Here is a 26,842-nt window from a genome sequence, read left to right as displayed (position 1 = left end):
AGGTGCCTTAATCGTAACTAAGTAGTACCACTACCCTATGATTTATTTTTTGATCTTATAGGTTTGTGGCGTAAGGTTGTTCTCAATTTCGGACTAACTGAATGCCGCAAAAAGCTACTTATATGAAATACGAATTCTACGATACTAATTTAGGATCCATATTTGGATTAACAGATAATATTAAGAAAGACGAAAAATCATTCCGAATTAATTCTTCTACTATTAGTTTTTTGTGGAACCGGAATAGTACCGCTTTAGAACTTACCATAGATGATGCAACCATCTTATTACAGCCCAATCAGATTGTTACTACCACATACTTGCATCATGTTTCCTTTATAAAAACAGAATTGCCTTTAACTAGTTTTTTATTCAATAGAGAATTTTACTGTATTGCAGATCATGATAGTGAGGTATCCTGTAATGGAATTTTATTTTTCGGTACTCAAGATTTGCCGGTGATAACAATTCCTGAAGCTCAAGAGAAAAAATTTGAAACACTTTATGAGATTTTTCAGGATGAATTTAATACCCCTGATAAAATTCAAGGAGATATGCTTCAAATGCTTTTAAAGCGATTAATAATTATTTGTACGCGTTTGGCTAAAGACCAGCTTATCTTAAAAGATTTTGATAATGAGCAAGTAGATGTTATCAGAAAATTTAATGTTTTGGTAGATACGCATTACAAGACAAAGAGAAAGGTAGCTGCGTATGCCGATTTACTTTTTAAGAGCCCTAAGACTCTTTCTAACCTCTTTGCAAAATACAATCAGAAATCACCACAACAAATTATATTAGAACGTATCACTTTAGAAGCAAAGCGTTTAATGCAGTATACAGATAAGCAAAATCAAGAGATAGCTTTTGAACTTGGCTTTAATGATTCTGCCCATTTTAGTAGTTTCTTTAAAAAAATGACGAGTATCTCTCCTACACAATACCGTGAAAACAAGACAACCCTAGGCTAAGGGAAATTTCTACAACTAGTCGGGAAATTAGTGATAACAAAAAACTTGTTTCTCATCGCATCTTTGTACTGTAATTAAAAAACAGCTAAAAGATGAAATCAAAAAATAAATCACTCTTCAACTTAATTGAAATATTCCGTAGTGCGCCTAAACAGCGTTTAGCGCTTAATGCTATCCCGCAAACGCATTGTTCGGAGAAATACCATCACGATTTTTATTGTGATGCGGAGAAGCCTTTTATATCAATTTAATAATTTAAAAAAACATACTAGTATGAGCACATTTAATGTACCTAAAAGAGACGAAGTATCAAGTTCAAATCAAGCCTTATTTGACAATTTAGAAAAAGCAGTAGGATTTGTACCTAATTTATATGCAACCTATGCCTATAGCGAAAATGCTTTACAAAATTATTTAGCCCTGAGTGGTGCAAAAACATCACTTAAAGCAAAAGAAAAAGAAGTGGTAAACTTAGCCGTTAGTCAAGTTAATGAATGTTCTTATTGTCTAGCGGCACATACGGCAATCGGAAAAATGAACGGCTTTACAGACGAGCAAATTTTAGAATTACGAGCAGGAAAAGCATCTTTTGATCCTAAATTAAATGCTTTAGCAGCATTATCTAAAAACATTACAGAAAACAGAGGTGGTACAGATGCTGCTGTGGTTGCGAGTTTCTTTGCAGCAGGGTGGACCAAAGAAAACTTAATAGATACGATAGTACTAGTTGGCGATAAAACAATTTCTAACTATTTACATAAAACTACAGATGTACCTGTAGATTTTCCAGAAGTACGTATAGCACTTTAATAATAAAAAATCATTTTAATAAAAATTAAGTAATCATTTAAATAAAACAAAAACATGAAAAATTTAGTAGTAGTATTAGCAGTAGCCTTAGGATCACTATTTTCAGTAAATGCGCAAGACATGAAAATGGGTAAAACAATTTCACTAGAGCAAACTAAAGGTGAGTTTACGCAAAAGCAAATTACCGTTGATGAAGGTACCTATACTTTTGAAATTGCAAACAATGCGGTAGGGCATGATGTGGGATTCGTTTTGGTAAAAAAGGGACAAGACATTACTAAACCAGAAAACCACATACAAACAGCTTATGTTACTAAAGCAGTAGGTACTGGTTTAAAGCAAACGTCTAAGCCAACAGCATTAACAAAAGGAGAATACGTTTATTTCTGTCCATTAAACCCAACGTCTACAGATAACATACTAACAGTAAAATAATTTTTTAGTGTTTCTTCATTAACCCCATGAATTAATTTATGGGGTCAATGTTTTAAAAATCGAATTGTAATTGAATGGTCACCATTTTTTTCTCTTCGGTTTTTTCTTTTTTATCGGTGTTTAAATTTGCTAATGATATTCCTAATAAGCGTACAGAGTTTTCTAATTTCTCCTGATATAAAAGTTCTTTTGCGGTTTCTAATATTAGATTTTTATCCGAAATATAATAGCGCAAGGTTTTACTTCGTGTTTGCAAAGTAAAATCGCTATACTTAATTTTTAAAGTAATAGTTTTGCCGGAAATAGTAGCTTTTTTTAAACGGCGTTCCAGCTCGTTTGCAATATGCTCTAAACGTTCTAGCATAAAAATTTCACTACTTAAGTTTTCGCTAAACGTACGTTCTGCTCCTACAGATTTTGGAATGCGATGTGGTTTTACGGTACTGTTATGCACTCCTCTTACCACATGGTAATAATAGGCTCCACTCTTGCCAAAATGTTCCGTTAAAAAGGCTTCAGATTTTTGTTTTAAATCAAAACCCGTGAAAATTCCTAACTTATACATCTTTTCTGTGGTTACCTTTCCAACACCATAGAATTTTCTAATTTCTAATTTCTCTAAAAATTCAATGACCTCTTCTGGATTTACTGTTTTTTGCCCGTTTGGTTTGTTGTAGTCACTAGCAACTTTAGCAATAAATTTGTTGATAGAAATACCGGCAGAAGCGGCAAGTCCTAATTCATCAAAAATGCGCTGCCTTATTTCCTCTGCAATTAAAGAAGCAGAGGGGTTTCCTTTTTTATTCACCGTAACATCAAGGTAAGCTTCGTCTAAAGATAAAGGCTCTACCAAATCTGTATAGTCATAAAAAATTTTTCTAATATGCTGGGATATCTCTTTGTAACGCTCAAATCTAGGTTTTACAAAGGTTAGTTGCGGACAGTTGCGTTTTGCCATTACACCGCTCATTGCACTGCGTACGCCATACTTTCTTGCCTCATAATTTGCTGCAGAAACAACCCCTCTAATTTCACTACCACCAACGGCTAATGGCTTCCCTTTTAAATCAGGATTATCCAGTTCTTCTACAGACGCATAAAAGGCATCCATATCTACATGAATAATTTTTCTAATAGGCAAATCAATTGGCATACTGCAAAATTAAACTATATTTAGGTTGATGAAAAGAAAAGATAAGACCGCAATTATACTTGGTGCTACGGGGCTAACAGGAGGACTCTTGCTAGAACGACTGTTGCACGATGAACGTTATGAGAAATTTAAATTATTTTCAAGATCATCGGTAGCAATAAACAATCCTAAAATAGAAGAACATTTAGTAGATCTTTTAGCGCTAGAGGAACATACAGTTAACTTTACAGCAGATGAGGTATTTTGTTGTATTGGTACCACTAAGAAGAAAACTCCAGATAATGAAACCTATCGAAAGATAGATTTTGGCATTCCTGTTGCTGCAGCAAAAGCAGCGAAAAATAATGGAATTAATACATTTATTGTAATTTCTGCATTGGGCGCAAGCGCAAAAAGCAAAGTGTTTTACAACAAGGTGAAAGGAGAAATGGAAGAAGCGGTATTGGCACAAGAAATGACGAGAACGTTTATATTGCAGCCTTCTTTGATTGGAGGAGATAGAACTGAAAAAAGAACTGGAGAATGGCTATTTAAACAAGTAATGAAGGTGGTAGATGTCTTGCTTGTAGGTCCATTAAAAAAATATAGGACTATCGCGCCAGATACATTGGCAGCAGCAATGATTTGGTTGGCAAATAATGAATACAAAGAAGCTAGAATAGCATCGGATAAGATAAAGACTTTAGCGCAGTAGTATGGTTGAAATAGAACGAAAATTTTTAGTGTTATCTGATGCTTATAAGCAAGAGGCAAGCGCTAAAATTAGAATAGTTCAGGGCTTTTTAAATACAGATCCTGAACGTACGGTAAGGGTGCGAATTAAAGGAGAGCAAGGATTTCTAACCATAAAGGGAAAAGGAAATGATACGGGTGTTTCTCGATTTGAATGGGAAAAAGAGATTGCTGTTTCAGAAGCAGAAGCCTTACTCAAAATTGCAGAGCCTGGTAGTATTGATAAATTTAGATACGAGGTGCAAGTAGGCAATCATACTTTTGAGGTTGATGAGTTCTTTGGTGAAAATGAAGGTTTGACAGTTGCTGAGGTTGAGTTAAATTCTGAGAACGAAGCTTTTAAAAAGCCAGTATGGTTAGGGGAAGAAGTATCAGGGATCACAAAATATTATAATTCGCAGTTGAGTAAGCACCCTTATAAGTCTTGGGAAACTAGATAAAAGGTACTGAACTAACTTTTGCGCGCTTTCAAATAGTCTTCCGTAATAATTCCTTTTAGATGAATGATAACGAAGTGTTCTAAAATTTCATCGACGGTATAGGTCTCAAATAAATTAGAGGATCTTGAACTTAGGTTTTCTAAATTACCAAAATATAGATTACAAGTAAGGTCAATGTTTATGGTTGCGTGTATGAGGTTTCTTTTTTGGGCTTTTACCAATAATTCTTTAATGTATTTATGGGTAAAACGCAGTTTAAAATCTGAATACAATGTATTGGATTTAGGATAGTATTTTTTTAAGCCGTTGATGTACGCCGGACTCATATTTTTAACAAAAAGAAACCCAATCCTGTAGATCTCAATGATAGACAGGATTGGGTTTGCTTCTTTTTTAGCCGTAATCGCTACAATTTCAAGTTCAGTCTTCTTTAAAAGAAAATCCAAACTATCAGTAACTATTGTTTCTTTTGTGTCAAAAGTTTCATAAATCGTTTTTTTAGAAATTCCCATCTCATGAGCTAAATCATCTAAGGTGAATCTCTTACATCCAAATCTTGTGAATTTAGCTATAGCTATTTCTAAAAAACGATCTTTATTTATCATGTGATGGTCACTCTTTCGTTATTTCCATCCACCACCAAGAGCTTCATATAAATCTACAATTGCAACGAGTTGTTGTAGTTTGCTATCTATGATATTAAGTTCTGCACTCAAGGCGCTTTGTCTTGCAGTTAATAAATCTAAATAATTCGCATACCCGTTTTTAAGTAACTCTTCAGAATTTGCTTCGGCAGTACGTAAAGCTTCCACTTCGTTCTTTCTAAATTCGAATTTTTTAGTTTCGGCCTTGTAGGTGTATAACGCATTTGATACCTCACTACCTGCAACCAATAACGTCTTTTTGAAATTTAATAAAGAGCTTTCTTGATTTGCTAGGGCAACTTCCTTTTGCGTTTTTAACTTCCTTTGATTTAAAAGTGGTTGTGTCAATCCGCTTACTATTGTTGCAAATAAAGAATTGGCATTAAACAATTTATCTAACTCTAAACTTTGCAAGCCACCAGAAGCGGTTAGCGTTAGCGATGGATAAAAGCTACTATTCGCTACATTTGTGAGCTCAAAATCTTTGATTAAAGCATATTCTGCAGCCATAACGTCTGGTCTATTTCTCAGTAATGTTGTTGGAACGCCAAGTTTCATTTCTTGATCCATACTTTGCGTATCAAGGCTACTTCTTTCGAACTTTTGTGGTGTTTTACCTAAGAGTATACTAAGGGTGTTTTCTGCTTTAAAAATAGCAGCTTCAATATCTACTTGCAATGCTCTGGCACTATTGTATTGTGCTACGTTTTGATCTACGGCAACTTGTGTAACTTGACCCGCATCTTTTAATGCCTTAATAGTGGCCACACCACTTTCTCTTGTAGCTATAGTTTCCTTGGTTACTTCTAATTGAGCGTCGAGGGCTAATAAGTTATAATAGGTATTTGCAATGCTTGAAATAAGCTGAGTTTTTACGGCTTGATGCCCTGCAACGTTTTGTAAATAATCTGCTTGTGATGCTCTTCTGTTGCTTCTTATTTTTCCCCAGATATCTGCCTCCCATGACAAATCTGCTGTTACGTCATAGGTATCTAAACCTCCCGTGAATAAAGATCCAAATTGGCTATTTTCTGAAAATTCTTGACGGGTATAATTGGCTCCAACACTTAATGTTGGAAAATAACCAGCTTTACCTTGCTTCGCATATGCTTGGGCAGCAATCATTTGCTGAAGTGCAATACGGACATCCATGTTGTTTTCAAGTCCTTCTTCTATATATTCAATCAAATAGGGATCAGTGAACATAGTTTTCCAAGAAACATCGGCCATAGAAACACTATCCGTAGGTAAGTTGTCGGTACGGTAAAGTGCTTCAGTTTCTGCTAATTCCGGACGTTTGTAATCTTTTGCAACAAAACAACCTTGAAGGGTTACTAAAACCACACCTAAGAGCATGGTTTTAGTTATATTTTTACGGTTTATAGTAGTTTTCATAATTTTTATTCTTCAATAGTTAGTACTTCGGGTTTACTAGAAATTCTTTCCTGTAACCACTGAAATAATATGAATAATATTGGAATTACAAAGACACCTAAAAGGGTTCCTATAAGTAATCCTCCCACGGCCCCTGTTCCAATAGATCTATTTCCTTCAGATCCCACACCTTTAGCTAATACTAATGGCATCAATCCTAAAATAAAGGCAAATGAGGTCATTAAGATAGGACGTAAACGAGATTTTGCACCATCAATAGCAGCTTCAACAATGCTTTCTCCGCTTTTCCGTTTCTGCAAGGCAATTTCGACAATAAGGATGGCATTTTTGGCGAGTAGTCCAATAAGCATAATTAAAGAAATCTGGAAATAGATGTTGTTTTCCAATCCAAACAATTTGGTGCTTATATAGGCGCCAAATACTCCAAAAGGCAATGATAAAATTACAGCAAATGGTAATAAATAACTTTCATATTGCGCACTTAACAAGAAGTATACAAAGAGAATACTCAAACCAAAAATGAAAATCGTTTGGCTTCCTGCACTTACTTCTTCTCGTGTTAACCCAGAATAAGCAATGGTGTAATTATTTGGTAAGTTCGCAACTTCCTCTTCAATAACTCTAATAGCATCACCAGTACTAAACCCATCATTGGTAGCACCAGTTATGGCTGTAGAATTAAATAGGTTAAAACGGGTTACGGATTGCGGCCCGTATACACGCTCTAGTTTTACAAACTGCGTAATAGGAGTCATCTCACCAGAATCTGTTCGTACATACATACTATTTAGATCATCAACATCTGCTCTGTCATCTGGTAATGCTTGAATATACACTCTAAATTGCTTCCCAAATCTAGAGAAATCTGAAGCATAAATACCACCGATAAACCCTTGTAATGTAGAGAAAATGCTATTAATAGGTACGCCCTTTTCTTTTGCTAAAGGCACATTCACTTCCATTTCGTATTGTGGGTAATTTGTACTGAAAGAAGATTGCGCATATTTTATTTCTGGATGCTTCATTAAAGCCATGGCAAAGTCTTTATTCGCTTGATCTAAATCTTTGAATTCTCCACCAAACTTATCCAATAAATTCACCTCAAAACCTGCCGAGTTACCAAAACCACGGATACTAGGAGGTGAGAAGAATATGATATTAGCTTCTTTTATTCCTGCAGCTACACCAAATAGTTTACCTGTGATGGCTTGTACTGAGGTTGCAGCATCTTCACGGTCTGCCCAATCTGCTAATTTGATAATTCCAAAGCCATAATTACTCCCTTGTCCATTAATTAAACTTCTACCCTTAATAAAGTTTACGGCCACAATACCCTCTATGCCATTTATTTTACTGTACAAATCTCTGGAAACTGCATCTGTTCTATCTAATGATGCACCTTCTGGCAAGGCAATATTTGCAAAAATAATACCTCTATCTTCGTTAGGTACAAATCCTGTAGGTGTAGTCTGAGAGGCCCAGTAAATACCCGCCAGTGCAATCACTAATAACAATGGTGAAATCCATTTTCTCTTATATAAAAATTGAAGCGATTGTCCGTATCGGTTTATAGTAGCGTTAAATCCACGGTTAAAAAGCGTGTAGAAACGTTTTAATGGACCTTTACTTTTTAGTTCATCGTCATCCTTATGCCCTTTTAATAATAATGCACATAATGCAGGACTTAAAGTCAATGCATTCACGGCTGATATTAAAATAGCTATAATTAAAGTTACTCCAAATTGCTCATAGAATACGCCTGTAGGACCTGTTATAAATGTTACAGGAATAAATACCGCTGCCATTACCAAAGTAATAGAAATAATAGCGCCAGATATCTCATTCATGGCAACTAAGGTGGCTTTTTTAGGGCTCTTCTCTCCTTCATCCAATTTGGCATGCACAGCTTCCACCACCACAATAGCATCATCCACCACAATACCAATGGCAAGGACTAACGCAAATAGTGTTAGAAGGTTAATAGAGTATCCAAAAACATTCAAGAAAAAGAACGTACCTATAATAGAAACAGGTACAGCAATTGCCGGAATTAATGTAGACCTGAAATCTTGTAAGAATAGAAATACCACTAAGAACACCAATAAGAACGCTTCTAGTAATGTACTAATTACCTTTTCTATAGAGGCATTTAAAAACAAACTAGTATCGTAAGGCACAAAAATATCTAAACCTTCTGGTAGGTCTTTTTTTACATCTTCTAGCGTAACTTTAATATTCTCAATAATTTCTCTTGCATTAGAACCTTTAGTTTGAAAAATACCCATAAATACAGCTGGATTGCCCATACTCATCGCATTAGCGGCATAGGATTGTGCATCTAACTCAATAGTTGCTACATCATTCAATCTAAGAAACTCTCCATTGCCTAAAGCTTTAATAACAATATCTGCATATTGTTGCTCGTTTTTGAAACGTCCGCTATAAGTTAATGTATAGGAGAATGCTTCCCCATTATTCTGTCCTAAAGATCCTGCCGCAGCTTCTAAGTTTTGCTCAGCTAAAGCTGCAGTAATATCTGAAGGTATTAAACCGTACGTTGCTAATTTTTCAGGTTTCAACCAAATACGCATCGCATAATCTTGTTGAGAGAACAAACTAACATCTCCTACACCACTAATACGTTGCATGGCAGGTACCACATTTATTTTTAAGTAATTCTGAATGAATGTCGCATCGTAATTCTCATTTTCAGAATACATAGAGATAAACATTAACGCACTCGTTTCTTGCTTTTGAGTTATTACCCCAGTCTGTATAACCTCTTGTGGTAGTAATGCGTTTGCTCTAGATACACGGTTTTGGACGTTAACTGCGGCTATATCTGCATCTACTTCTTGATTAAAGTAAACGGTAATTTCTGCCGTACCTGTGTTAGAGGCGGTAGAGGTAATGTAACTCATACCTTCTACACCATTAATTTGTTCTTCGATAGGAATAATTACACTCTCTAAAACGGTTTCTGCATTTGCTCCCGCGTAAGATGCAGTCACCTTAATGGTTGGTGGCGCAATATCTGGATACTCCTCTATAGGTAAACTTGATATACTGATGACACCAAGTATTACGATGATAATAGAGATTACTGTTGAAAGCACTGGTCTTTCAATAAATGTTTTTAACATAACTAAATAAGTTTATAATTTGTTAATTCTTAAATAAAACCTCTATTGGTTTAATAGCCTCATCAAATGGTGTGTCTTGTGGTGTAATAGCCATACCATCTCTTAATTTTCCAACACCAGAAACAATAAGTCTATCACCAGCTTTTAGTCCAGATTCTACCACATATAAATTACCAACGGTACCTTGTATTTTTAAAATAGTAGATTTTGCTTTGTTGTCTTTATCTATGATAAAAGCTACAATATCTTTTTGTTGTTCGAATGTTGATGATTGAGGTAGTACAATAGCATCTTTATATTCTATTGGAAACCTAATTTTACCACTGTTTCCATTGGTTAAAATTTCATTTGGATTATCAAAAGCAGCTCTAATTTTAATGGTTCCTGTATTTTCATTAATTTGACCTGTACTTGTTTGGATACGGCCTGTTTCAGAATAAATTTTTCCGTTGGCTAAAACTAAGCTTAGGTCTGGAGAATTTTTTATACGTTCTGCTTTTGTTGTTCCTTCAGATCTTTGTAACAGGTCTATATACTGCGCTTCATTGAAACTAAAAAAAGCATACACTTGACTAATTTCACTAACGGTGGTTAACGGCTTACTATCACCAGGACTAATTAAAGCGCCTTCTCTAAAGTTAATAGAACCAACATAGCCATCTACAGGGCTCTTAATAGTAGCATAGCCTACACTTGCAGAAACACTACTGTAGTTTGCTTGTGCCTGTGCTAAGTTTGCTTTAGCGGTTTCTAATTGTACAGGGCTAATAATGTTTTTCTCTACCAGAGGAATTAACTTGTTTACTTCTACCTGAGCTACGTTGATACGTGCTTTTGCTGCACCTGCATCTTGACTAAGTGATTGTGTTTCTAATTTAAATAACACTTGACCTTTACGTACTTTTTGTCCTTCGTCTACTAATACTTTCTGAATATAGCCAGATACTTTGGCTCTAACATCACTGTTAACTATACCTTCTATATTTGCTGGATATTCTTGATACCCGGTTACTGTTTTGGTTTGCATTGTAACAACGGGAAAAGATGGGGCAGGGCCCTCTGGTGCTGCTGCTTTTTGTTCGCCATTGTCTCCACAACTTGAAACGACTAATAGTAGGGTTAATGCTAGTATCGTTAATAATTTATTATGTCTCATTTTGTACTTAGTTTAGATATCGAATTGTTTGTTTGTTGTCTTTAACTTTAATTAATTTTAATCTTAATTCTTCAATAGAAGCAGAAGCCCCATCGATAAATTTTATATAATCGTTGTGAAAATTTAAATCAAATTTTTCTTCTTCATTTTCAATACTTTTATTGTTTTGATTGTCCTTATAGTTTTTAATTTCTAAGTGTAATTCACGTATTTCTTTCCAATCATTTATCATTTTATCAACATGCTGAATAATGGTGTCTGCATTAATAATAAAATATTTTTTACGATCTCCGGTTTTTGTGAAGTACTCAATTTTTTTTAAGTCCTGTAGATGATTAAGGTGTGTAGAAATAGTGCTTTTACTAGCACAAAGGATAGTTACCATGTCTTCAAACGTAGTCCCTTTTTTACCCGTAAGAATTATATAGGATAGTATGCGTGCTGCAACAGGTGCCAACTGCTCTCTATTTTCTAAATGAACACCTAGTTTTTCAACTAAAGACATTTTTTCTTTACAAATATTTTTTGCCATTTTTGACTGTATTTTCTACTGCTTTCTGAATACAAAAAATCCATGTACAGTAAAATTCTGTGCAAATATATTTATTAGTTCGGAACAAACCGAACTTAAAGAACTCTAAAATGCTTTTTTATGAAAACTTTAGCAATTACTCGGCTAGTATACCTTCTTTGTCTATTAAAGAGATGGTTGTGAGTGCTTTAGTTTGTATCGTATTTTTTTTGAAGAGGAATTTCTTATCAAATAATTTATTATCGGAAAAGAAGGAAAGAGAGAAAACATTGTCTAAGCCGAAGATTTCTTCTTGCAGGGGCTCAAATTTCTTAAATGATTTAGCCTCCAAAGTACCAAGGCCATGTCTTATGGTAGCGGTTTTATCTGTGCTATTAGATCCGCTAGATACAATAATGGCCATTTCTATGGCGCTATCTTTACTGTTGATGAGATAGGCATTCCATACTTTATTTAGCATTTCATCATCCCATTCATGGATGATGGCTACATAAACATCTTTGACAACGGGTATATCAATATCTTTTTTCAAGAATAGCTTTCTTTAGAAGTTTTCACTAAAAATATAATTCGATTTCTAGCTTAAAGCGCAGACTTAAATTGTTCTAAAAAACGAACATCATTCTCACTAAGCAAACGAATATCGGTAATTTGATGTAGTAACATTGCAATACGATCTATACCTACCCCAAATGCAAAACCAGAATATTCATTTGGATCTATGCCGCAATTGGTCAATACATTTGGGTCTACCATTCCGCATCCTCCAATTTCTAACCATCCTGTTCCTTTTGTAATTCTATAATCTGCTTCTGTTTCTAATCCCCAATACACATCTACTTCTGCACTAGGCTCTGTGAATGGAAAATAAGAAGGTCTCAATCTAATTTTAGATTTGCCAAAAAGCTCTGTAGTAAAAAACTGTAAGGTTTGTTTCAAATCAGCAAAGGATACATTTTTATCAATATATAAGCCTTCTATTTGATGGAAAAAACAGTGGGAACGAGCAGAAATAGCTTCGTTTCTATACACTCTACCAGGAGAAATAGTTCTAATAGGTGGTTTGTTATCTTCCATATAACGTACCTGTACCGAAGAGGTGTGCGTACGCAATAAAATATCAGGATTTGTTTGGATAAAAAAGGTGTCTTGCATATCACGAGCTGGGTGATACTCTGGCAGGTTTAATGCGGTGAAGTTATGCCAGTCATCTTCAATTTCTGGACCTTCAGAAACGTTAAAACCTATTCTAGAGAAGATATCAATAATTTGATTTTTAACGATAGATATTGGATGTCTTGAACCTAATTCTACCGGTTCTCCAGGGCGTGTCAAATCGCCATACCCGCCATTATCATCTACTTTTTCTTCAATAGCTTCCTTAAGTTTATTAATTTTTTCGGTAGCAATTGTCTTTAATTGATTGATAGTTTGTCCAAATTCCTTTTTTTGGTCATTAGGAACATTTTTAAATTCCGTAAAGAAATCATTTAAAAGCCCTTTCTTACCTAGGTATTTAATTCTTAAGTTTTCTACAGCCTCTTTAGAGTCTGAAGTAAACTTTTCAATTTCAGCAATATGTTCTTTTATTTTATCAATCATAACAATGGACTAGCCAACAAATTTAAAACTTTTATGGGAGTAGTACAGCTAACTGCTTTAAACTTTTTTAATGAACCGTGAAATTGCACATTTTTTGGGTGTTATTTTAATGAATTGAACAGTTAATCCTTAAAGGTTTTATGAACTGGGGTATAGCTTTCGCTTAAGACGAAACGGCGGTATCCTTAGTTTTTTCCTTCACCTATTTTATAGTAAGATGATTTTCTTAAAACTACATACTTAACGGTTTTAATCTAAGTGGTAAATCTCCATAATATTGCCAAGAATTCCTTCGAAATCGATTTTTAAATCGATTAATTTGCCCGTGTGGATGTCAAACACCCAGCCATGTACTTTTAAACCATGATCTCTATAGGCTTTTTGTACTGCTGCTGTTTTAATAAGATTCACGCATTGCTCTTCTACATTTAATTCTACTAGGCGTTCATACTTGTCATGCTCATTTTCAATAGCATTTAGTTCTTTCTTATGAATGCGGTAGACATCTCTTATATTTCTAAGCCAAGGATTTAAAATACCTAAGTCTGCAGATTGCATAGCGGCTTTTACACCACCACAGCCGTAATGACCACAAACGACAATATGGTCTACTTTCAAGTGCATAACTGCATACTCTACGACAGACATGGCATTAAGGTCTGTACCTATAACCATATTGGCAATATTTCTATGTACAAATACTTCGCCAGGACCTAAGCCCATTAAATCTTCTGCACTTACGCGGCTATCAGAGCAACCAATATAAAGCAACTCAGGACTTTGCCCTTTGCCCATTTCATCAAAGTAGTTAGCATTCTCGCTAAGCTTTTCATTGACCCATTTTTTATTGTTTTCGAAGACAAAATCAAGATTCATTCGGTGCAAATTTATAGGATGTTAATATACGCTATTATGTAAAATGACTTACCAAAATTGGTAAGCCATTTATTTAATTTAACAAGATTGATGCCTCTAGTAAAAATCTACTGCACCAGTAGAAATATCATACATAGCGCCAATAATTTTTATTTCGCCTTGTTTTTCCATTTCGGCTAAAATTTCACTTCGGTCTCTAACATTTTTGATAGTTTGCAAGACGTTTTCAGTAGAAACCGCATCTACAAATTCTAGGTTTTTAGAATTTCTTAAGCTTTCATCTTTTGGTTCTTTAACAGCGGCTACAGCGGGCTCTATCTTATTGATTAAAGCCGTTAAATTACCCATTCTTGCATGATCGCATGCTCCTTTGATAGCACCACAACTGGTATGACCAAGAACAACTATAAGTTTCGTTCCTGCCAATTTGCTAGCAAACTCCATACTTCCTAGAATATCTTCATTCACGAAATTCCCAGCAATACGGATGCTAAAAACGTCTCCTAGTCCTTGATCAAATACTAATTCTGCAGAAACACGAGAATCAATACAGCTAAGAATGGTTGCAAAAGGAAATTGCCCTTCACTTGTGTCATTTACTTGCTCCAGTAAATTACGATTTGCTTTTAAATTATTTTGAAAACGCTGATTTCCTTCTTTTAGAAAATCCAATGCTTTTTGAGGAGTCATTGTAGATTGCGTTTCTCTTGTATGTGCCTTCATATATTTTTAATTTTATTAATTATATTATTTATGGAGACCTAGCTTAAACTTAAGTCAGATTTTGGTCGTTCATTAAAGAACTCAATATAACTTGTAGGGTTTTCCACAGTACCACGCTTAGATACTAATTTAATGTCTATATTTCTTTCTTTTGCTTTTATAGAAAAATCTTCTAAGATTTCTATAATATCATTATCCAAATATCGTGTATTTAAAAGATCTAATTCTAAATAGGTGTCTTTAGGTAAGCTATCCAATTCTTTTAAAATAGCGCCTTTATTAAAGAAGGTTACTTCTTCCGCTAAGGTCATTTTAATTTTGTGCTTTCCATTACTATTGTCTTCAATATGTAGAAAGTGAGAGTTTTGGTAACTTTTTAAAAGAATCACTACGATACCTACGGCTAAACCTAATCCAATTCCTACCAATAGATCTGTAAAAACAATCCCTAAGACCGTTACAAAGAATGGTATAGACTGCTTCCAGCCTAATTGATACATTTTTAAAAACAAGGAAGGTTTTGCTAATTTAAATCCTACAATAAATAGAATAGACGCCAATACAGATAACGGAATCATATTCAAAAATGTTGGGATAAGGATCACAGAAATTAATAATAATAAACCATGAATAATTGCAGATACTTTAGACTTTCCTCCAGATTGGATGTTTGCAGAACTACGAACAATTACTTGTGTTATAGGTAAACCACCAATAAGTCCAGAGATTACGTTTCCTGTTCCTTGTGCTAATAATTCACGGTTGGTAGGGGTTACATTTTTATCAGGGTCTAGTTTATCTGTGGCTTCAACGCACAGTAGTGTTTCTAAACTAGCAACCAAGGCAATTGTAAAACCTGTAATCCAAACTTCTGGATTCGTGATAGCGCTAAAATTCGGAAATTTAAATTGTGCTAAGAATGATGCTGCATCTTCTGGAATAGGAACACTAACTAAGTGCTTCGCAGAGATCGCCAATGTTTCATGGTCTTTTGTTAAAGAGAAATATAAGATGCCAAGAACTACAGCAACCAAAGGGCCCTGAATTATCTGGAAAAACTTCCCCATTTTGGAGAATACTTTATCCCATAATAATAGAATAGCTAAACCTATTATAGCAATTAATGTTGCTCCAGGACTAATATTGTTAATTGTTTTAAAAATTTCAGAAAAGGTATTTTCTCCATCAACTTGAAAAAAGGAAAAATCTCCTTCTGGATCTGGATCATAACCAAAAAAGTGTGGAATTTGTTTTAGAATGATAATAATACCAATACCAGTTAGCATTCCTTTTATTACAGATGATGGGAAATAATAACCAATAACTCCCGCCTTTAAAATACCAAATATAATTTGGATAACTCCTCCAATAACAACAGCTACTAAAAAGTTTTGATATCCGCCAAGCGTACCGATGGCTGTTAATACTATTGCCGCTAATCCTGCGGCCGGGCCACTAACTCCAATTTTAGAGCCAGACAGAGCTCCTACGACAACACCTCCAATAATACCAGAAATTATTCCAGCGAATAATGGTGCGCCACTTGCTAAAGCAATCCCTAAACATAAAGGTAAAGCAACGAAAAATACAACGACACTTGCAGGCAAGTCGTTTTTTAATGTTTTAAACATACATAACTAATTAAGCCTTCATTAAGATTTGGTAAAGGCAGATTTATAAACTACTAAAAAATACTCAGGATTAAATAGTAGCGCCCTCGGGAGGAGGAAGTATAATTTTAGCGGTATGTAATGAATTGTTTAAGGTGGTTCTGTCGTTGACAGAAATATTTCTTTGATCAGAAATGTAAAGTCGGAAAGAAAAATCTGAAGCGATGAATTTTTCTACTTCGTTGATTTTTTTACATTGGTGTTGTTCTTGTTGCTCCTCTTCGTTCATGTTATTTACAAGCACAGAAGAATCATCGTCAATAAAAGTAACGATGGTAGGAGCCGCTAAGGCAAAAAGCCAAAAAGCGAGCAAGATAAACTGGATTGTATTTTTTGAGATACGTAACATAGAAAAGAGTAAAGATAATAGTATTACTATTAAAAACTGTTAAGAAATGTTTAAATATCTTTTAGGAGTTTAATGTCCTCTGCCGAAATCCATCCTGTTTTTCCGTCGGCAATCTTTACTTTATACCAATCATTAAGTGTCTCGAGTACCATAACTTTGGTACCTTCATGTAGTCTGAATGATTCCGAGCTTCTTGCATTGGGTTCGGTTTGTATGACACTCTCTTCTGCAAAAACAATGGCAGGATTATCATTTTTAAACTCCTCATATTTTATATAGGCTAAGGCTATTGATGCTATCGCAACAAATAAAAACACCAAAGAACTTATAAATAAAATTCTTTTTAAAACAGCGCTGGCTAAGAAATAGTATAGGAGGTAAGCAATAACAAAAAGGAAGATTAGAAAAACGCTGGTGTAGGCCCACTGTTCAAAAGAAAAGAAAGAGGTAGCATTCTTATATATTTTCTTAAGTCCCGTTTCTGGTAATATTGTAATTGCATCCAAAGTCATGTTTTGGGCATACGCTAGGTTATTCTTGATGTCAGGATCATTGGGTTTTAAAAGCAGCGCTTTCTCATAATAATAGATACTAGGCGCTATATTGTTTTGCTTATAGTAAACATTTCCAAGATTAAAATAGAGCTCAGATGAGGCCTCATCATTAGTTAATATTTTCAGATAGGTTTTTTCTGCTACTTCATATTTACCGTCATTATAAGCTTTGTTTGCAGCATCAAATAAGGCTGTGCCTTGTGAAAAACCCAAAGCACTTGAGAATAAAATGAATATGAATAGTATGTTTTTCACTTTTTATATATTTTATAATTGCTTATCCATTGTAGAGATTACTTCGCTTGCAGCATTGTAGTCTTGTTGCATTTGAACATTTGAAAAAGGACTGTACCGTGCCATTTCGCAATTCTTTAACAAGGCAATAAACCCATCAGATGTGGCTTGGCTAACTTGCTTTTCTGCCAATAGTTGGGCAATTTTATCTTTGCTAAATTCTGATGTTTCAATTTTTAACTTCGCTTTCAAGTAGTTATGTAGTGCCTTTTCTAGAGCCACATAAAATGCTTCTTTATTTCCTAAGGTTTTCTTTGCTGCCGATAAATATTTTCTAGACAATTTATTCGCCTTTTTGATTTTGTTTCCTTGAACATCACCACGTATTGCTTCTCTCTTTTTGCCGAATAGGATGGCTAGAGGAATGAAAATTAAGGGCGCTAGGAGCCATAATAGATACGCTGTAGAGCCAAAGAAATAACTATTTCCTTTTGGTTTTAATTCCGTTTTAAGTTTAATAAATTGAAATTGATTACCCGTACTGGCTACCTCTTGTTTGTTTGTTGCGCTTACAGTGTTGTTGGAAGCTGATCCGTTAGAAGGGCCTTCTATAACATTTATCAGTATTTGTTCTGATGTTAAACTGATGTACTTTTCTGTTTTGGGATCAAAATAATTAAAGCTAATACTAGGAATGGGGTATTTGCCTTTGTAGCTAGGTACAATCGTGTAATTATTTTTTACGCTGCCCTGCATTCCCGCAATGGTTGTTTTGATACTTTCATCAAACTCTGGCTCATAGACCTCTAGTGCGCTAGGTAAGTTTGGTTCTGGTAATTGAAATAACTTTAGGTTCCCAGAGCCGCTTACTTTTACAGAAGCCTGTAAAGATTCTGATGCGTTTAACGATTTTTTGCTAGTAGTGACAGAGAAATCAAACTTCCCTACAGCTCCACTAAAGTTTTCAGGCTTGCCTTCTAGTGGCAATTCTTTTACGTTTAGTGTTCTTCCCCCTGCAGAAACAGTTTTGTTTGTGGCAGTATACAATGGCCGCCCAAAAAAGTCACGTCTGCTTGTGGGTACTTCTACAGAAACATCTAAAGAAAGAGGTTCAATATCTAATTTTCCAGTTTTCTGAGGATAGAGTACAATACGTTTTAAAATTACATATTGATAAGGCTTACCTTCATAAGTTCCTTGCTGCGCGCTGTACTGTTGTACTGGCATATCTTGGCTCCAGAAATTATTGTATTTGGGGCTATCTATCGGTCTAAAGTTTGTGACCCGGATAGAATTGCTTACATAGAGTTTGTAGACCACGCTAACCGCCTCATTAAGATAAGGATTGCTTTTTGATACTTCTGCTACTAAATGTAAATTATCATCGGCAATAGATTCTGCAGAGGGTGGCGCATTAGGGTCTTCAACAGCAGCACTTACTTCTATTTTTTTTGTGAGTGATTTATAGGCCTTGCCATCTACAATAATACTTGCTTGGCCAATGGTAAATGTTCCTTTCTCCGTTGGCATTAATGTATAAGAATAACTTTTTGAGTAGGACCTTACACCATTTACCCAAGAGTTTCTAATAGATTGAGCTGGGCCCATCACGACGCGGAAGCCTTCAAAATCTGGCGGATTAAAATTATCTCCGTCACGGTTCATTGTGAAGTCTACGCGTAGTCTTTCGTTTAAGCCAAGCTTTTCTTTGCTTACAGCCATTTCAAAAGTTACTTCATCTTCTTGAGCTTTTACTACAAAAGCTAAGAACATTAGGGTAAGTAACGTAATATATTTCTTTAGCGTAAATACCATTACCAGTCTTTTTCGTTTCTTGTTTTAACGCCTTTTACTTTTTGGGCGTCCATCTTTTCTTGTACTTTTTTCTCTTCATTCTGCATGGCTTCTAAGAGATTTTGTACTTGCTGTTTAGATAGTTGACTTGGTCTTTTTTGCTGTTCTCCTTTTTTGTCTTCAGGCTTATCTCCTTTGCTAGGATCCTTTTTTTCATCTTCTTTTTTATCGCCTTCTCCGTCTTTCTTGTCTTCTTCTTGGTCTCCTTTATCGCCTTCGTCTCCCTGGTCTTTATTTTTATCGTCTTTTTGATCTCCTTGATTCTCGTCTTTATTGTCGCCTTCCTTTTTGTCTTCGTCCTGATCTTTTTTATCGTCTTTATCTTGATCTTGGTTTTTCTTGTCTTCTTCCTGTTGCTTTTTAAGCATTTCTTGGGCCAAAGCGAGGTTGTAGCGTGTTTCTTCGTCTGTAGGGTTATTACGTAGTGCTTGCTTGTAAGCTTCTACCGCTTTTTCATATTGCTTTTCTTTCATAAATACATTCCCCATGTTGTGGTATGCTTTATGTTTATCTTCTTTACTCGTGGCTGTTTCACCAGCTTGTTTATAGCGCGTAAAAGCTTCTCCAAAACTTTCATTTGAGTAATACGCATTTCCCAAATTATAAGGTGCAGAGCTATTTTCTGTGCTTTTAGCAATCGCCTTTCGGTATTCTGCTTCGGCGTTTATAAAATCTTTTTCCGATAATGCTTTATTAGCATCCCAAGTATAATTTACAGACTCTTGTAAGTTTTTTAGGCGCAGTTTTTCTTTCTCTTCCTTGTCTTCTTGTCCAAAAGAATAAGTGGCAACAAGAAGTAATAGGTATACTAAGTTTTTCATGTTACTCTTTTTTATTTTCATTAAACAAATTTAGTTTTCTTAACCATTTCGTTTTTCGATCCAAAACAAATATATCTAAGAATAGCAATAGGAAAGCGCCGCCAACAAACCATTGAAATTGGTCTTTATACTCTGCAAATTGCTTCGCTTCAAACTCCTTCTTGTCCATTTGGTTTAGTTGTTCCTTGATATATTCTACAGCTTCACTAGTATTATCTCCATTTATATACTCCCCATTACCTTCTGCTGCAATTTCTTGTAATATAGCTTCATTAAGCTTGGTAATTACTACGTCACCATTCATATCTTTTTTTAAACTCTCTACAATACCATTTCTTTTGATTGGAATTGGAGCACCTTTGGTTTTACCTACGCCGATGGTGAAAATTCTAATACCCTCTTCCGTTGCTTTTTCTACAGCTTCTTCCGTGGTGCCTTCTGCATGATCTTCCCCGTCAGAGATAATGAAAAGTACTCTATTGGTTTGGTTTTCATCATCATAATAAGTAGATGCTAGTTCTATAGCTTCATTAATTGCCGTTCCTTGAGATGAAAGCATATCGGTATTCATACTTTGCAAGAACATTTTAGCCGCACTATAATCGGTTGTAATAGGTAGTTGTGGGTAAGCTTGTGCCGCATAGGCTATAATTCCGATTCGATCACTACCCAGATGATTGATGATTTCAGATACCAATCGCTTTCCTTTTTCTAGTCTATTTGGAGCAATGTCTTCCGCTAACATACTTTTAGATACATCAAGAGCAAAAACAATATCTACTCCTTCTCTTTTAACCGTTTCTAATTTGGTTCCAATTTTAGGATTTACAAGTCCGACAACCAGCAAAGCTAATGCGACTAAGAATAGCACTAATTTTAGGGTAGACTTAAATATAGATTTTGAAGGTGTTAACCTTTTTAATAAGGTAAGATCTCCAAATCTTTTCTGTGCTTTACGTTTCCAAAATTGTAAAAGCACAAAAACCACCACCAATACAGGAATGGTGAACAACAGATAAAAATATATTTTTTCTTCTAATTGAATCATGTTAAAATTCTTGTTGTGCTAAAATATACACTTATATAAAGCTCTTAAATAGGGTGTGTCTTAACAGCCACTCTACGAGTAATAATATACCTGCTAAAAATAACCAAGGCCTATATTTCTCTTCAAATTGTGTGTATTTAAACTCTTCTATTTCTGTTTTTTCTAATTTGTTTATCTCATCGTAAATAGATGCTAAACTTTTATTATTGGTGGCTCTAAAATAAGCGCCGCCTGTTGTTTCTGCTATCTGCTCTAATAATGCTTCATCTATCTCTACTGGTTTCATACCGTATCTAAAAGACCCGTCACTATTAATGGCGATAGGAGATAATGCGTTTCCATTAGTACCTAATCCAATGGTATAGGTTTTTATGTCATATTCTACCGCTAATTCTGCTGCAGTTTGTGGTTCTATAAAACCAGAATTATTGATCCCATCGGTAAGTAGGATGATGACTTTGCTTAAGGCTTTACTTTCTTTTAGTCTGTTTACAGAAGTAGCTAGCCCCATTCCTATAGCTGTACCATCTTCTAAACTACCATAGGTAATTTCTTTGAGCGCATTTAAAACAATGCCTTTATCACTTGTTATCGGTGTTTTAGTATAGCTTTCTCCTGCATATACTACTAATCCTATACGGTCATTAGGTCTTTTTTTGATAAAATCTGCAGCTACTTTTTTTAAGGATGCCAAACGGTTAGGTTTTAAATCTCTAGCAAGCATACTAGAGGAAACATCAATAGCCATTACAATATCTATACCTTTAGTTGTTTTTGTTTTTGTAGAAATATCTTCTGTTTGTGGTCTTGCCATAGCTACGATAATTGCGGCTAAGGCTAGTAAGCGAAGTATAAAAAGAAAAGGCTTTAATTTGGGTAGTAAACTATCTGTAGCAAACCCTTTTATAGTTGTAATCTTTAAGGAAGCTGTTTCTTGTTTACGCTTAAAAAAATACCAAAGCACAGCTACTGGAAGTAGTAAAAACAACCAAAAAAATTGTGGATTAGCAAATTCTATATTCTCAAGCATTTATTATTCTGTTTTTACATCTATGGTTGATAAAATACGGGCTACTACATCATTGGCATAGGTGTCTTCTTCTAACCAAGTAAGTATTATTTGCTGTTGAAAACCTTTACCGCCAAATGTTATAATCGTATATTTTCCATTGACCAATTCATCAGATCCTGGTACTGAAAACTTCCCAGAACCATATGTTTTTAATCCTTTTGCAGCGCTTGCTGTGGTAAATTCTTCGGTTTTGGTTATAATATTTTTTGCTCCTTGTGCTTCAAATTGCTGAATCACAGCATTTACAGAGAGCTCCATATTTGGCTCTACAGGCTTTGTAAATGTTGTGGAAGATACACCAACGCTAAATAGGTCAATAGAACTTCTGTACATAAATACTTGTACCTCTTTTATATCTGCTTTTAATTCTGGGGTAAGCTCAAACTCTTGTCGTATTAAAACTTTAGGAGTTTCTATGGTGATAGGAGGATACCCATAGGTACTCGAGATCCATTCCGTTTCTAAAAGCTCTTTTGTCGGATGCCCTAACACCGTATCTTTTACGTAGCTAAATCCAAAATAACTCACTGCACTTACTATAGAAATTATGACCACAGCGGCTGCAATAACTGCTGTAATGATAATTTTATTGCGGTGTTTTTTGCGTGCTAATTCTTCTAGATATTCCTCACGCTGCAACAATTCTTCTTCGGTAGGCGGGGGAATAGCATCTTTAGTCTTTGTAACGATATTTTCAATAGCCTTTCTGTCTTGCTCAGCTACAGAGGTATCTGGCTTAGATTTAGCAAATTTCACTAAATCTGATGTTTGTAAAATATTTTTAAACTGACGAATGGTTTCTTCATCTAATTTTAAATTTCCAGCATCTTTAAGCATTTCTAGCTTGTTTATCAACTGGTCAGTAGTACTCTCTAATGCAGAAATATGAACGTCTTCTTCAAGATAAGAACGAACAATATCTGTTAGTTCTGAATAGTATTGCTTGTATTCATCCTGAATTAAGTATTTAGAGTTTTCTAATTTTTTAAGTTCAAGCATCGCTCTATCGTAGGGCGGTAATAAAGCAACTTTCTCTTCCTCTGTCAATTTCTTTTTTCTCCAAATGAAGAAATACAGTAATCCTGTAAGGATTAATAGACCTGCTATGATTGCAAAAATCCAAAACCAAGGAAAACTGCTTTTCTTTTCAACATTAATCATATCCTTAATGTCAAAAAGTTGTTGTGCTATGGTGTCTACAGGCACAGTGTTTACGTAAATGTTTACAGAATCTGTAGTAAACATTTTTTCGTTAATGATGATCTTTTGAGGCGGAAGCGTATAAGAACCAGAATCAAATTGTGTTAATGCGTATTTCTTTATTAAAGTAAGCTTCCCATTTTCTGGAATGGTATCTATGGCAAAAGACTCTACCATTTCTAGAGGAGCAAAGGACTGTGCCTCTTCAGGAAATGTTACCTGGTCTACTTTATCTACACTCACATTTACCGTGAAGTTTATTTGCTCTCCAATTTTAATATCTTTTATATCAACAGCAGAAGCTACTTTGGAGTCTGACTGTGCAAAGCCAAATGCGCTTACAAAAAGTAAGCACAGTAATATGTATCGCTTGTGTAACGAAAAGTAAGAAATAAGTATGGTGTTATGTTTTATCATTTTTATCCTCTTCGCTTAAAATAACCTAATAGTTTTTTGACATAGCTTTCATCTACACGACATGCAAGAACACCGCAACCAGATTTTGAAAATGTAGTCTGAAAATAAGAGATGCGCTCTTGGTAATATTTACCATAATTAAGGCGCACCTTTTTAGATTGTGTGTTTACTAATTGTAACTGGCCAGTTTCTGCATCTTCCATTTGTACCATTCCAATGTTAGGGATGGTTTCTTCGCGTTCATCATAAATGCGAATTCCTGTAACATCATGCTTTTTACCGGTAATACGTAAAGTTTGTAAGTAATCGTCTGTAATAAAATCAGAAAGAACAAAAACAATGGCTTTCTTCTTCATTACATTGGTCAAATACTTCAGAGCAACCGCTAGATCTGTCTTATTGCTTTTAGGTTTAAATTCAATAAGCTCTCTGATAATTCTCAGCACATGACTCTTTCCTTTTTTAGGCGGAATAAACAGTTCTATTTGGTCTGAGAATAATATTAATCCCACTTTATCATTATTCTGTAAAGCAGAAAATGCAAGGGTAGCAGATATTTCTGTAATTATTTCGTTTTTAAATTGATTAGAAGAGCCAAAAAGTTCGGAACCACTCACATCTACCATAAGCATCATGGTGAGTTCTCTTTCTTCTTCAAAAACTTTAATGTAGGGTTCGTTATATCTTGCCGTTACGTTCCAATCAATAGCGCGCACATCATCACCAAATTGGTATTGACGTACCTCGCTAAATGTCATCCCTCTGCCTTTAAATGTGGAGTGGTATTCCCCTCCAAAAATATGGTCAGAAAGACGACGCGTCTTTATCTCGATTTTACGAACTTTTTTTAATAACTCTTTGGTATCCATTTTCCTCTCTCTACCCTTTCTCCAGAAGAGAAAGGTCTTTTAAAAACTTAAATTTTTAGTACCCCTAGTAAAATACTTCCTGATGGGAAGGACTTTAGGATGAGATTTAAGGAACCTCTATTTCATTTACAATTTTGTTAATGATATCTACTGAAATTATATTTTCTGCTTCCGCTTCGTAAGTAATTCCAATTCTGTGTCTTAAAACATCATGTACCACAGCTCTAACATCTTCAGGAACAACATATCCTCTTCTTTTTATGAAAGCGTAACATTTAGCAGCATTTGCTAAATTGATACTCCCTCTTGGAGAGGCTCCAAAACTGATTAATGGTTTTAAATCTTCTAACTTATATTTTTCTGGGTAACGTGTAGCAAATATGATATCCAAGATATATTTTTCAATCTTTTCATCCATATACACTTCTCTTACCGCTTTTTGAGCGCTAAGAATTTGTTCTGTAGTTACTACCGCATTTACCGTTTCATAGCTTCCTGTTAGATTTTGACGCATAATTAATTGCTCCTCATTCATTTTAGGATAATCAATTACTGTTTTCAACATAAAACGGTCAACTTGGGCTTCTGGTAACGGGTAAGTTCCTTCTTGCTCTACGGGGTTTTGTGTTGCCATTACTAAAAATGGTTTGTCTAATACAAAGGTTTGATCACCAATGGTTACCTGCTTTTCTTGCATCGCTTCTAAAAGAGCCGATTGCACTTTTGCAGGTGCACGGTTAATTTCATCTGCTAAAACAAAGTTGGCGAAAATAGGACCTTTTTTAATAGAAAAATCATTGTCTTTCATATTAAAAATCATAGTACCAACAACATCTGCAGGTAATAAATCTGGTGTAAACTGTATTCTACTAAAACTACCTTTTACTGCTTTCGCTAAGGTGTTAATCGCTAAAGTTTTTGCTAATCCAGGAACACCTTCTAGTAAAATGTGTCCTTGACCTAAAAGCCCAATTAGCAATCTTTCAACCATATACTTTTGACCAACAATAACCTTGTTCATCTCCAGCATTAATAAATCTATAAAAGCACTTTCTTGCGCAATTTTCTCGTTGATAGCACTAATATCGATTGAAGTATTTTCTTCCATATGCATTATATATTTGGACAAGCTAATAAATAGATACGCAAATTGAAAATTTATTTAGATATCCGCTGTTAACAATTGGTTAAAAATTAACAAAAGCCCTAAGTTTTATGAAGGCTTTAAGGTATTTATTTTTTAATTTCACATTCTGATTGGAAATAAGACAAATTATTCGAAAATTATAGCAGGAACCATGACTTGGGGAAGTTGGGGAAAACAACTTTCTACGGAAGAAATGGTGGTATTAATGGAGAAATGTCTGGCGCTGGGAATAACTACATTTGATCACGCAGATATTTATGGGGATTATGGAACGGAAGCAGCTTTTGGAAAAGCATTTAGAGCTAGTACTATTGATAGGTCTAAAGTGCAGTTTATAAGTAAGTGTGGAATTCAAATGACCTCAGGAAGGGAAAATAATGTAAAGCATTATCAATACGATAAAGATTACATTATTTCATCTACAGAAGCATCCTTAAAAAAGCTTAATACAGAATATTTAGATATGTTATTGTTGCATAGGCCAAGTCCGCTTTTACAACCAGAGGAGGTTGCAGATGCTATATTGAGTCTTAAAGATTCAGGAAAAATTAAAAAATTCGGTGTATCTAATTTTACACCTTCTCAAATAGGCTTGCTAGAATCAGAAATAACCGTGTCTTCAAATCAAATAGAATTCTCTTTAACTCAGAATGATGTTATGGATAACGGTACGCTAGATGATTGCATGTTGCATAAACGGATGACCATGTGTTGGAGTCCTTTAGGGAGTTATTTCAGGGAACATAGCGCAAAATCAGAACGTATAGCCTTAGTGCTTAAAACACTTACGGAAAAATATAATGCCTCAGAGAGTCAGCTACTCTTAGCCTGGTTGTTGAAACATCCAGCATCAGTACTTCCTGTAGTGGGCACTACTAATTTTGAACGCTTGTCTGAATCTGTAGCCGCTGTTGAAATAAATTTAGAATTACAAGATTGGTTCTTACTATTAGAGGCAAGTCAAGGAAAGGAAGTCGCATAATTAATTTTTAAAA

Annotated in this window: 26 protein-coding genes; 6 read left to right on the top strand and 20 right to left on the bottom strand. The window is 34.9% G+C overall.

All coding sequences use genetic code 11. From position 1 onward, the window contains the following. The first annotated feature begins 122 nt into the window (after positions 1–122). The 3 genes from BLQ19_RS06240 to BLQ19_RS06230 all read left to right on the top strand — a co-directional run bounded on the left by BLQ19_RS06240 (position 123) and on the right by BLQ19_RS06230 (position 2,216). Positions 123–971 (top strand): helix-turn-helix domain-containing protein, encoded by an 849-nt coding sequence (locus tag BLQ19_RS06240; protein ID WP_074537946.1) that lies wholly within the window; start codon positions 123–125, stop codon positions 969–971. Between the two features lie 273 nt (positions 972–1,244). Then, on the top strand, positions 1,245–1,781 hold the full coding sequence (locus tag BLQ19_RS06235) for a carboxymuconolactone decarboxylase family protein (RefSeq protein ID WP_074537765.1): 537 nt from the start codon (positions 1,245–1,247) through the stop codon (positions 1,779–1,781). A 54-nt stretch (positions 1,782–1,835) separates the two neighbouring features. Then, entirely contained in the window at positions 1,836–2,216 is a 381-nt protein-coding gene (locus BLQ19_RS06230; protein WP_074537764.1) for a plastocyanin/azurin family copper-binding protein, read from the top strand. Between the two features lie 52 nt (positions 2,217–2,268). Here BLQ19_RS06230 and dinB read toward each other — a convergent pair whose 3' ends face one another. Further along, entirely contained in the window at positions 2,269–3,369 is a 1,101-nt protein-coding gene (gene dinB / locus BLQ19_RS06225) for a DNA polymerase IV (protein WP_025616444.1), read from the bottom strand. A 28-nt stretch (positions 3,370–3,397) separates the two neighbouring features. Between dinB and BLQ19_RS06220 the strand changes: the two genes are divergently transcribed. Together BLQ19_RS06220 and BLQ19_RS06215 are read left to right on the top strand one after the other, a co-directional pair. After that, positions 3,398–4,063, top strand: coding sequence for an NAD(P)H-binding protein (locus BLQ19_RS06220; protein ID WP_074537763.1), 666 nt, complete (start codon positions 3,398–3,400; stop codon positions 4,061–4,063). A gap of 1 nt (position 4,064) precedes the next feature. Next, positions 4,065–4,541: a CYTH domain-containing protein gene (locus tag BLQ19_RS06215; RefSeq protein WP_024482569.1), complete on the top strand. Its 477-nt coding sequence runs from the start codon at positions 4,065–4,067 to the stop codon at positions 4,539–4,541. An 11-nt stretch (positions 4,542–4,552) separates the two neighbouring features. On the opposite strand, the gene BLQ19_RS06210 is transcribed toward BLQ19_RS06215, so the two are convergent. The 19 genes from BLQ19_RS06210 to BLQ19_RS06120 form a co-directional block, all read right to left on the bottom strand. After that, entirely contained in the window at positions 4,553–5,146 is a 594-nt protein-coding gene (locus BLQ19_RS06210) for a TetR/AcrR family transcriptional regulator (RefSeq protein WP_074537762.1), read from the bottom strand. An 18-nt stretch (positions 5,147–5,164) separates the two neighbouring features. Continuing rightward, the gene (locus BLQ19_RS06205) at positions 5,165–6,580 is read right to left on the bottom strand and encodes an efflux transporter outer membrane subunit (RefSeq protein WP_074537761.1); all 1,416 of its coding nucleotides are present in this window, start codon (positions 6,578–6,580) and stop codon (positions 5,165–5,167) included. A 5-nt stretch (positions 6,581–6,585) separates the two neighbouring features. Next, positions 6,586–9,723 carry an efflux RND transporter permease subunit gene (locus BLQ19_RS06200; RefSeq protein WP_074537760.1) on the bottom strand — a complete coding sequence of 1,046 codons (3,138 nt, stop codon included), beginning with the start codon at positions 9,721–9,723 and terminating at the stop codon, positions 6,586–6,588. 22 nt (positions 9,724–9,745) lie between these two features. Further along, a complete protein-coding gene (locus BLQ19_RS06195; RefSeq protein WP_025616449.1) occupies positions 9,746–10,879 on the bottom strand; it encodes an efflux RND transporter periplasmic adaptor subunit in 1,134 nt (377 codons plus the stop codon). A gap of 7 nt (positions 10,880–10,886) precedes the next feature. Further along, the gene (locus BLQ19_RS06190) at positions 10,887–11,411 is read right to left on the bottom strand and encodes a GbsR/MarR family transcriptional regulator (RefSeq protein ID WP_024482574.1); all 525 of its coding nucleotides are present in this window, start codon (positions 11,409–11,411) and stop codon (positions 10,887–10,889) included. A 136-nt stretch (positions 11,412–11,547) separates the two neighbouring features. Further along, positions 11,548–11,943, bottom strand: coding sequence for a hypothetical protein (locus BLQ19_RS06185; protein ID WP_074537759.1), 396 nt, complete (start codon positions 11,941–11,943; stop codon positions 11,548–11,550). A gap of 50 nt (positions 11,944–11,993) precedes the next feature. Then, positions 11,994–13,013: a phenylalanine--tRNA ligase subunit alpha gene (gene pheS / locus BLQ19_RS06180; protein WP_074537758.1), complete on the bottom strand. Its 1,020-nt coding sequence runs from the start codon at positions 13,011–13,013 to the stop codon at positions 11,994–11,996. Between the two features lie 249 nt (positions 13,014–13,262). Then, positions 13,263–13,889: a carbonic anhydrase gene (locus tag BLQ19_RS06175; protein ID WP_024482577.1), complete on the bottom strand. Its 627-nt coding sequence runs from the start codon at positions 13,887–13,889 to the stop codon at positions 13,263–13,265. A 96-nt stretch (positions 13,890–13,985) separates the two neighbouring features. Continuing rightward, positions 13,986–14,612 carry a carbonic anhydrase family protein gene (locus BLQ19_RS06170; RefSeq protein ID WP_024482578.1) on the bottom strand — a complete coding sequence of 209 codons (627 nt, stop codon included), beginning with the start codon at positions 14,610–14,612 and terminating at the stop codon, positions 13,986–13,988. Between the two features lie 38 nt (positions 14,613–14,650). Next, positions 14,651–16,243 carry a SulP family inorganic anion transporter gene (locus BLQ19_RS06165; protein WP_024482579.1) on the bottom strand — a complete coding sequence of 531 codons (1,593 nt, stop codon included), beginning with the start codon at positions 16,241–16,243 and terminating at the stop codon, positions 14,651–14,653. Between the two features lie 70 nt (positions 16,244–16,313). Further along, entirely contained in the window at positions 16,314–16,631 is a 318-nt protein-coding gene (locus BLQ19_RS06160; protein WP_024482580.1) for a hypothetical protein, read from the bottom strand. Positions 16,632–16,681: 50 nt separating this feature from the next. Further along, complete coding sequence (locus BLQ19_RS06155) at positions 16,682–17,440, bottom strand: SH3 domain-containing protein (protein WP_074537757.1); 759 nt, start codon at positions 17,438–17,440, stop codon at positions 16,682–16,684. 12 nt (positions 17,441–17,452) lie between these two features. Continuing rightward, complete coding sequence (locus BLQ19_RS06150; protein ID WP_025616451.1) at positions 17,453–19,234, bottom strand: BatD family protein; 1,782 nt, start codon at positions 19,232–19,234, stop codon at positions 17,453–17,455. Continuing rightward, the gene (locus tag BLQ19_RS06145; RefSeq protein ID WP_029450540.1) at positions 19,234–20,094 is read right to left on the bottom strand and encodes a tetratricopeptide repeat protein; all 861 of its coding nucleotides are present in this window, start codon (positions 20,092–20,094) and stop codon (positions 19,234–19,236) included. The genes BLQ19_RS06150 and BLQ19_RS06145 overlap by 1 nt, the downstream gene beginning before the upstream one ends. Position 20,095: 1 nt before the next feature. Continuing rightward, positions 20,096–21,142: a VWA domain-containing protein gene (locus BLQ19_RS06140; protein ID WP_074537756.1), complete on the bottom strand. Its 1,047-nt coding sequence runs from the start codon at positions 21,140–21,142 to the stop codon at positions 20,096–20,098. Between the two features lie 31 nt (positions 21,143–21,173). Further along, entirely contained in the window at positions 21,174–22,172 is a 999-nt protein-coding gene (locus BLQ19_RS06135) for a vWA domain-containing protein (RefSeq protein WP_074537755.1), read from the bottom strand. A 3-nt stretch (positions 22,173–22,175) separates the two neighbouring features. Next, positions 22,176–23,831: a hypothetical protein gene (locus BLQ19_RS06130; protein ID WP_074537754.1), complete on the bottom strand. Its 1,656-nt coding sequence runs from the start codon at positions 23,829–23,831 to the stop codon at positions 22,176–22,178. Positions 23,832–23,833: 2 nt separating this feature from the next. Next, positions 23,834–24,700 carry a DUF58 domain-containing protein gene (locus BLQ19_RS06125; RefSeq protein ID WP_024482587.1) on the bottom strand — a complete coding sequence of 289 codons (867 nt, stop codon included), beginning with the start codon at positions 24,698–24,700 and terminating at the stop codon, positions 23,834–23,836. Between the two features lie 106 nt (positions 24,701–24,806). Beyond that, positions 24,807–25,808 carry an AAA family ATPase gene (locus BLQ19_RS06120; RefSeq protein WP_074537753.1) on the bottom strand — a complete coding sequence of 334 codons (1,002 nt, stop codon included), beginning with the start codon at positions 25,806–25,808 and terminating at the stop codon, positions 24,807–24,809. A gap of 148 nt (positions 25,809–25,956) precedes the next feature. Here BLQ19_RS06120 and BLQ19_RS06115 point away from each other — a divergent pair, with 148 nt between their 5' ends. Then, positions 25,957–26,829, top strand: a complete 873-nt coding sequence (locus tag BLQ19_RS06115) for an aldo/keto reductase (protein WP_074537752.1) — start codon at positions 25,957–25,959, stop codon at positions 26,827–26,829. Positions 26,830–26,842 lie beyond the last annotated feature (13 nt).

The organism is Cellulophaga baltica, from assembly GCF_900102165.1.
GTDB classification, from domain to species: domain Bacteria; phylum Bacteroidota; class Bacteroidia; order Flavobacteriales; family Flavobacteriaceae; genus Cellulophaga; species Cellulophaga baltica.
Note: the sequence above shows the minus strand (reverse complement) of the source record. Positions and strands in the feature narration are given on the sequence as shown.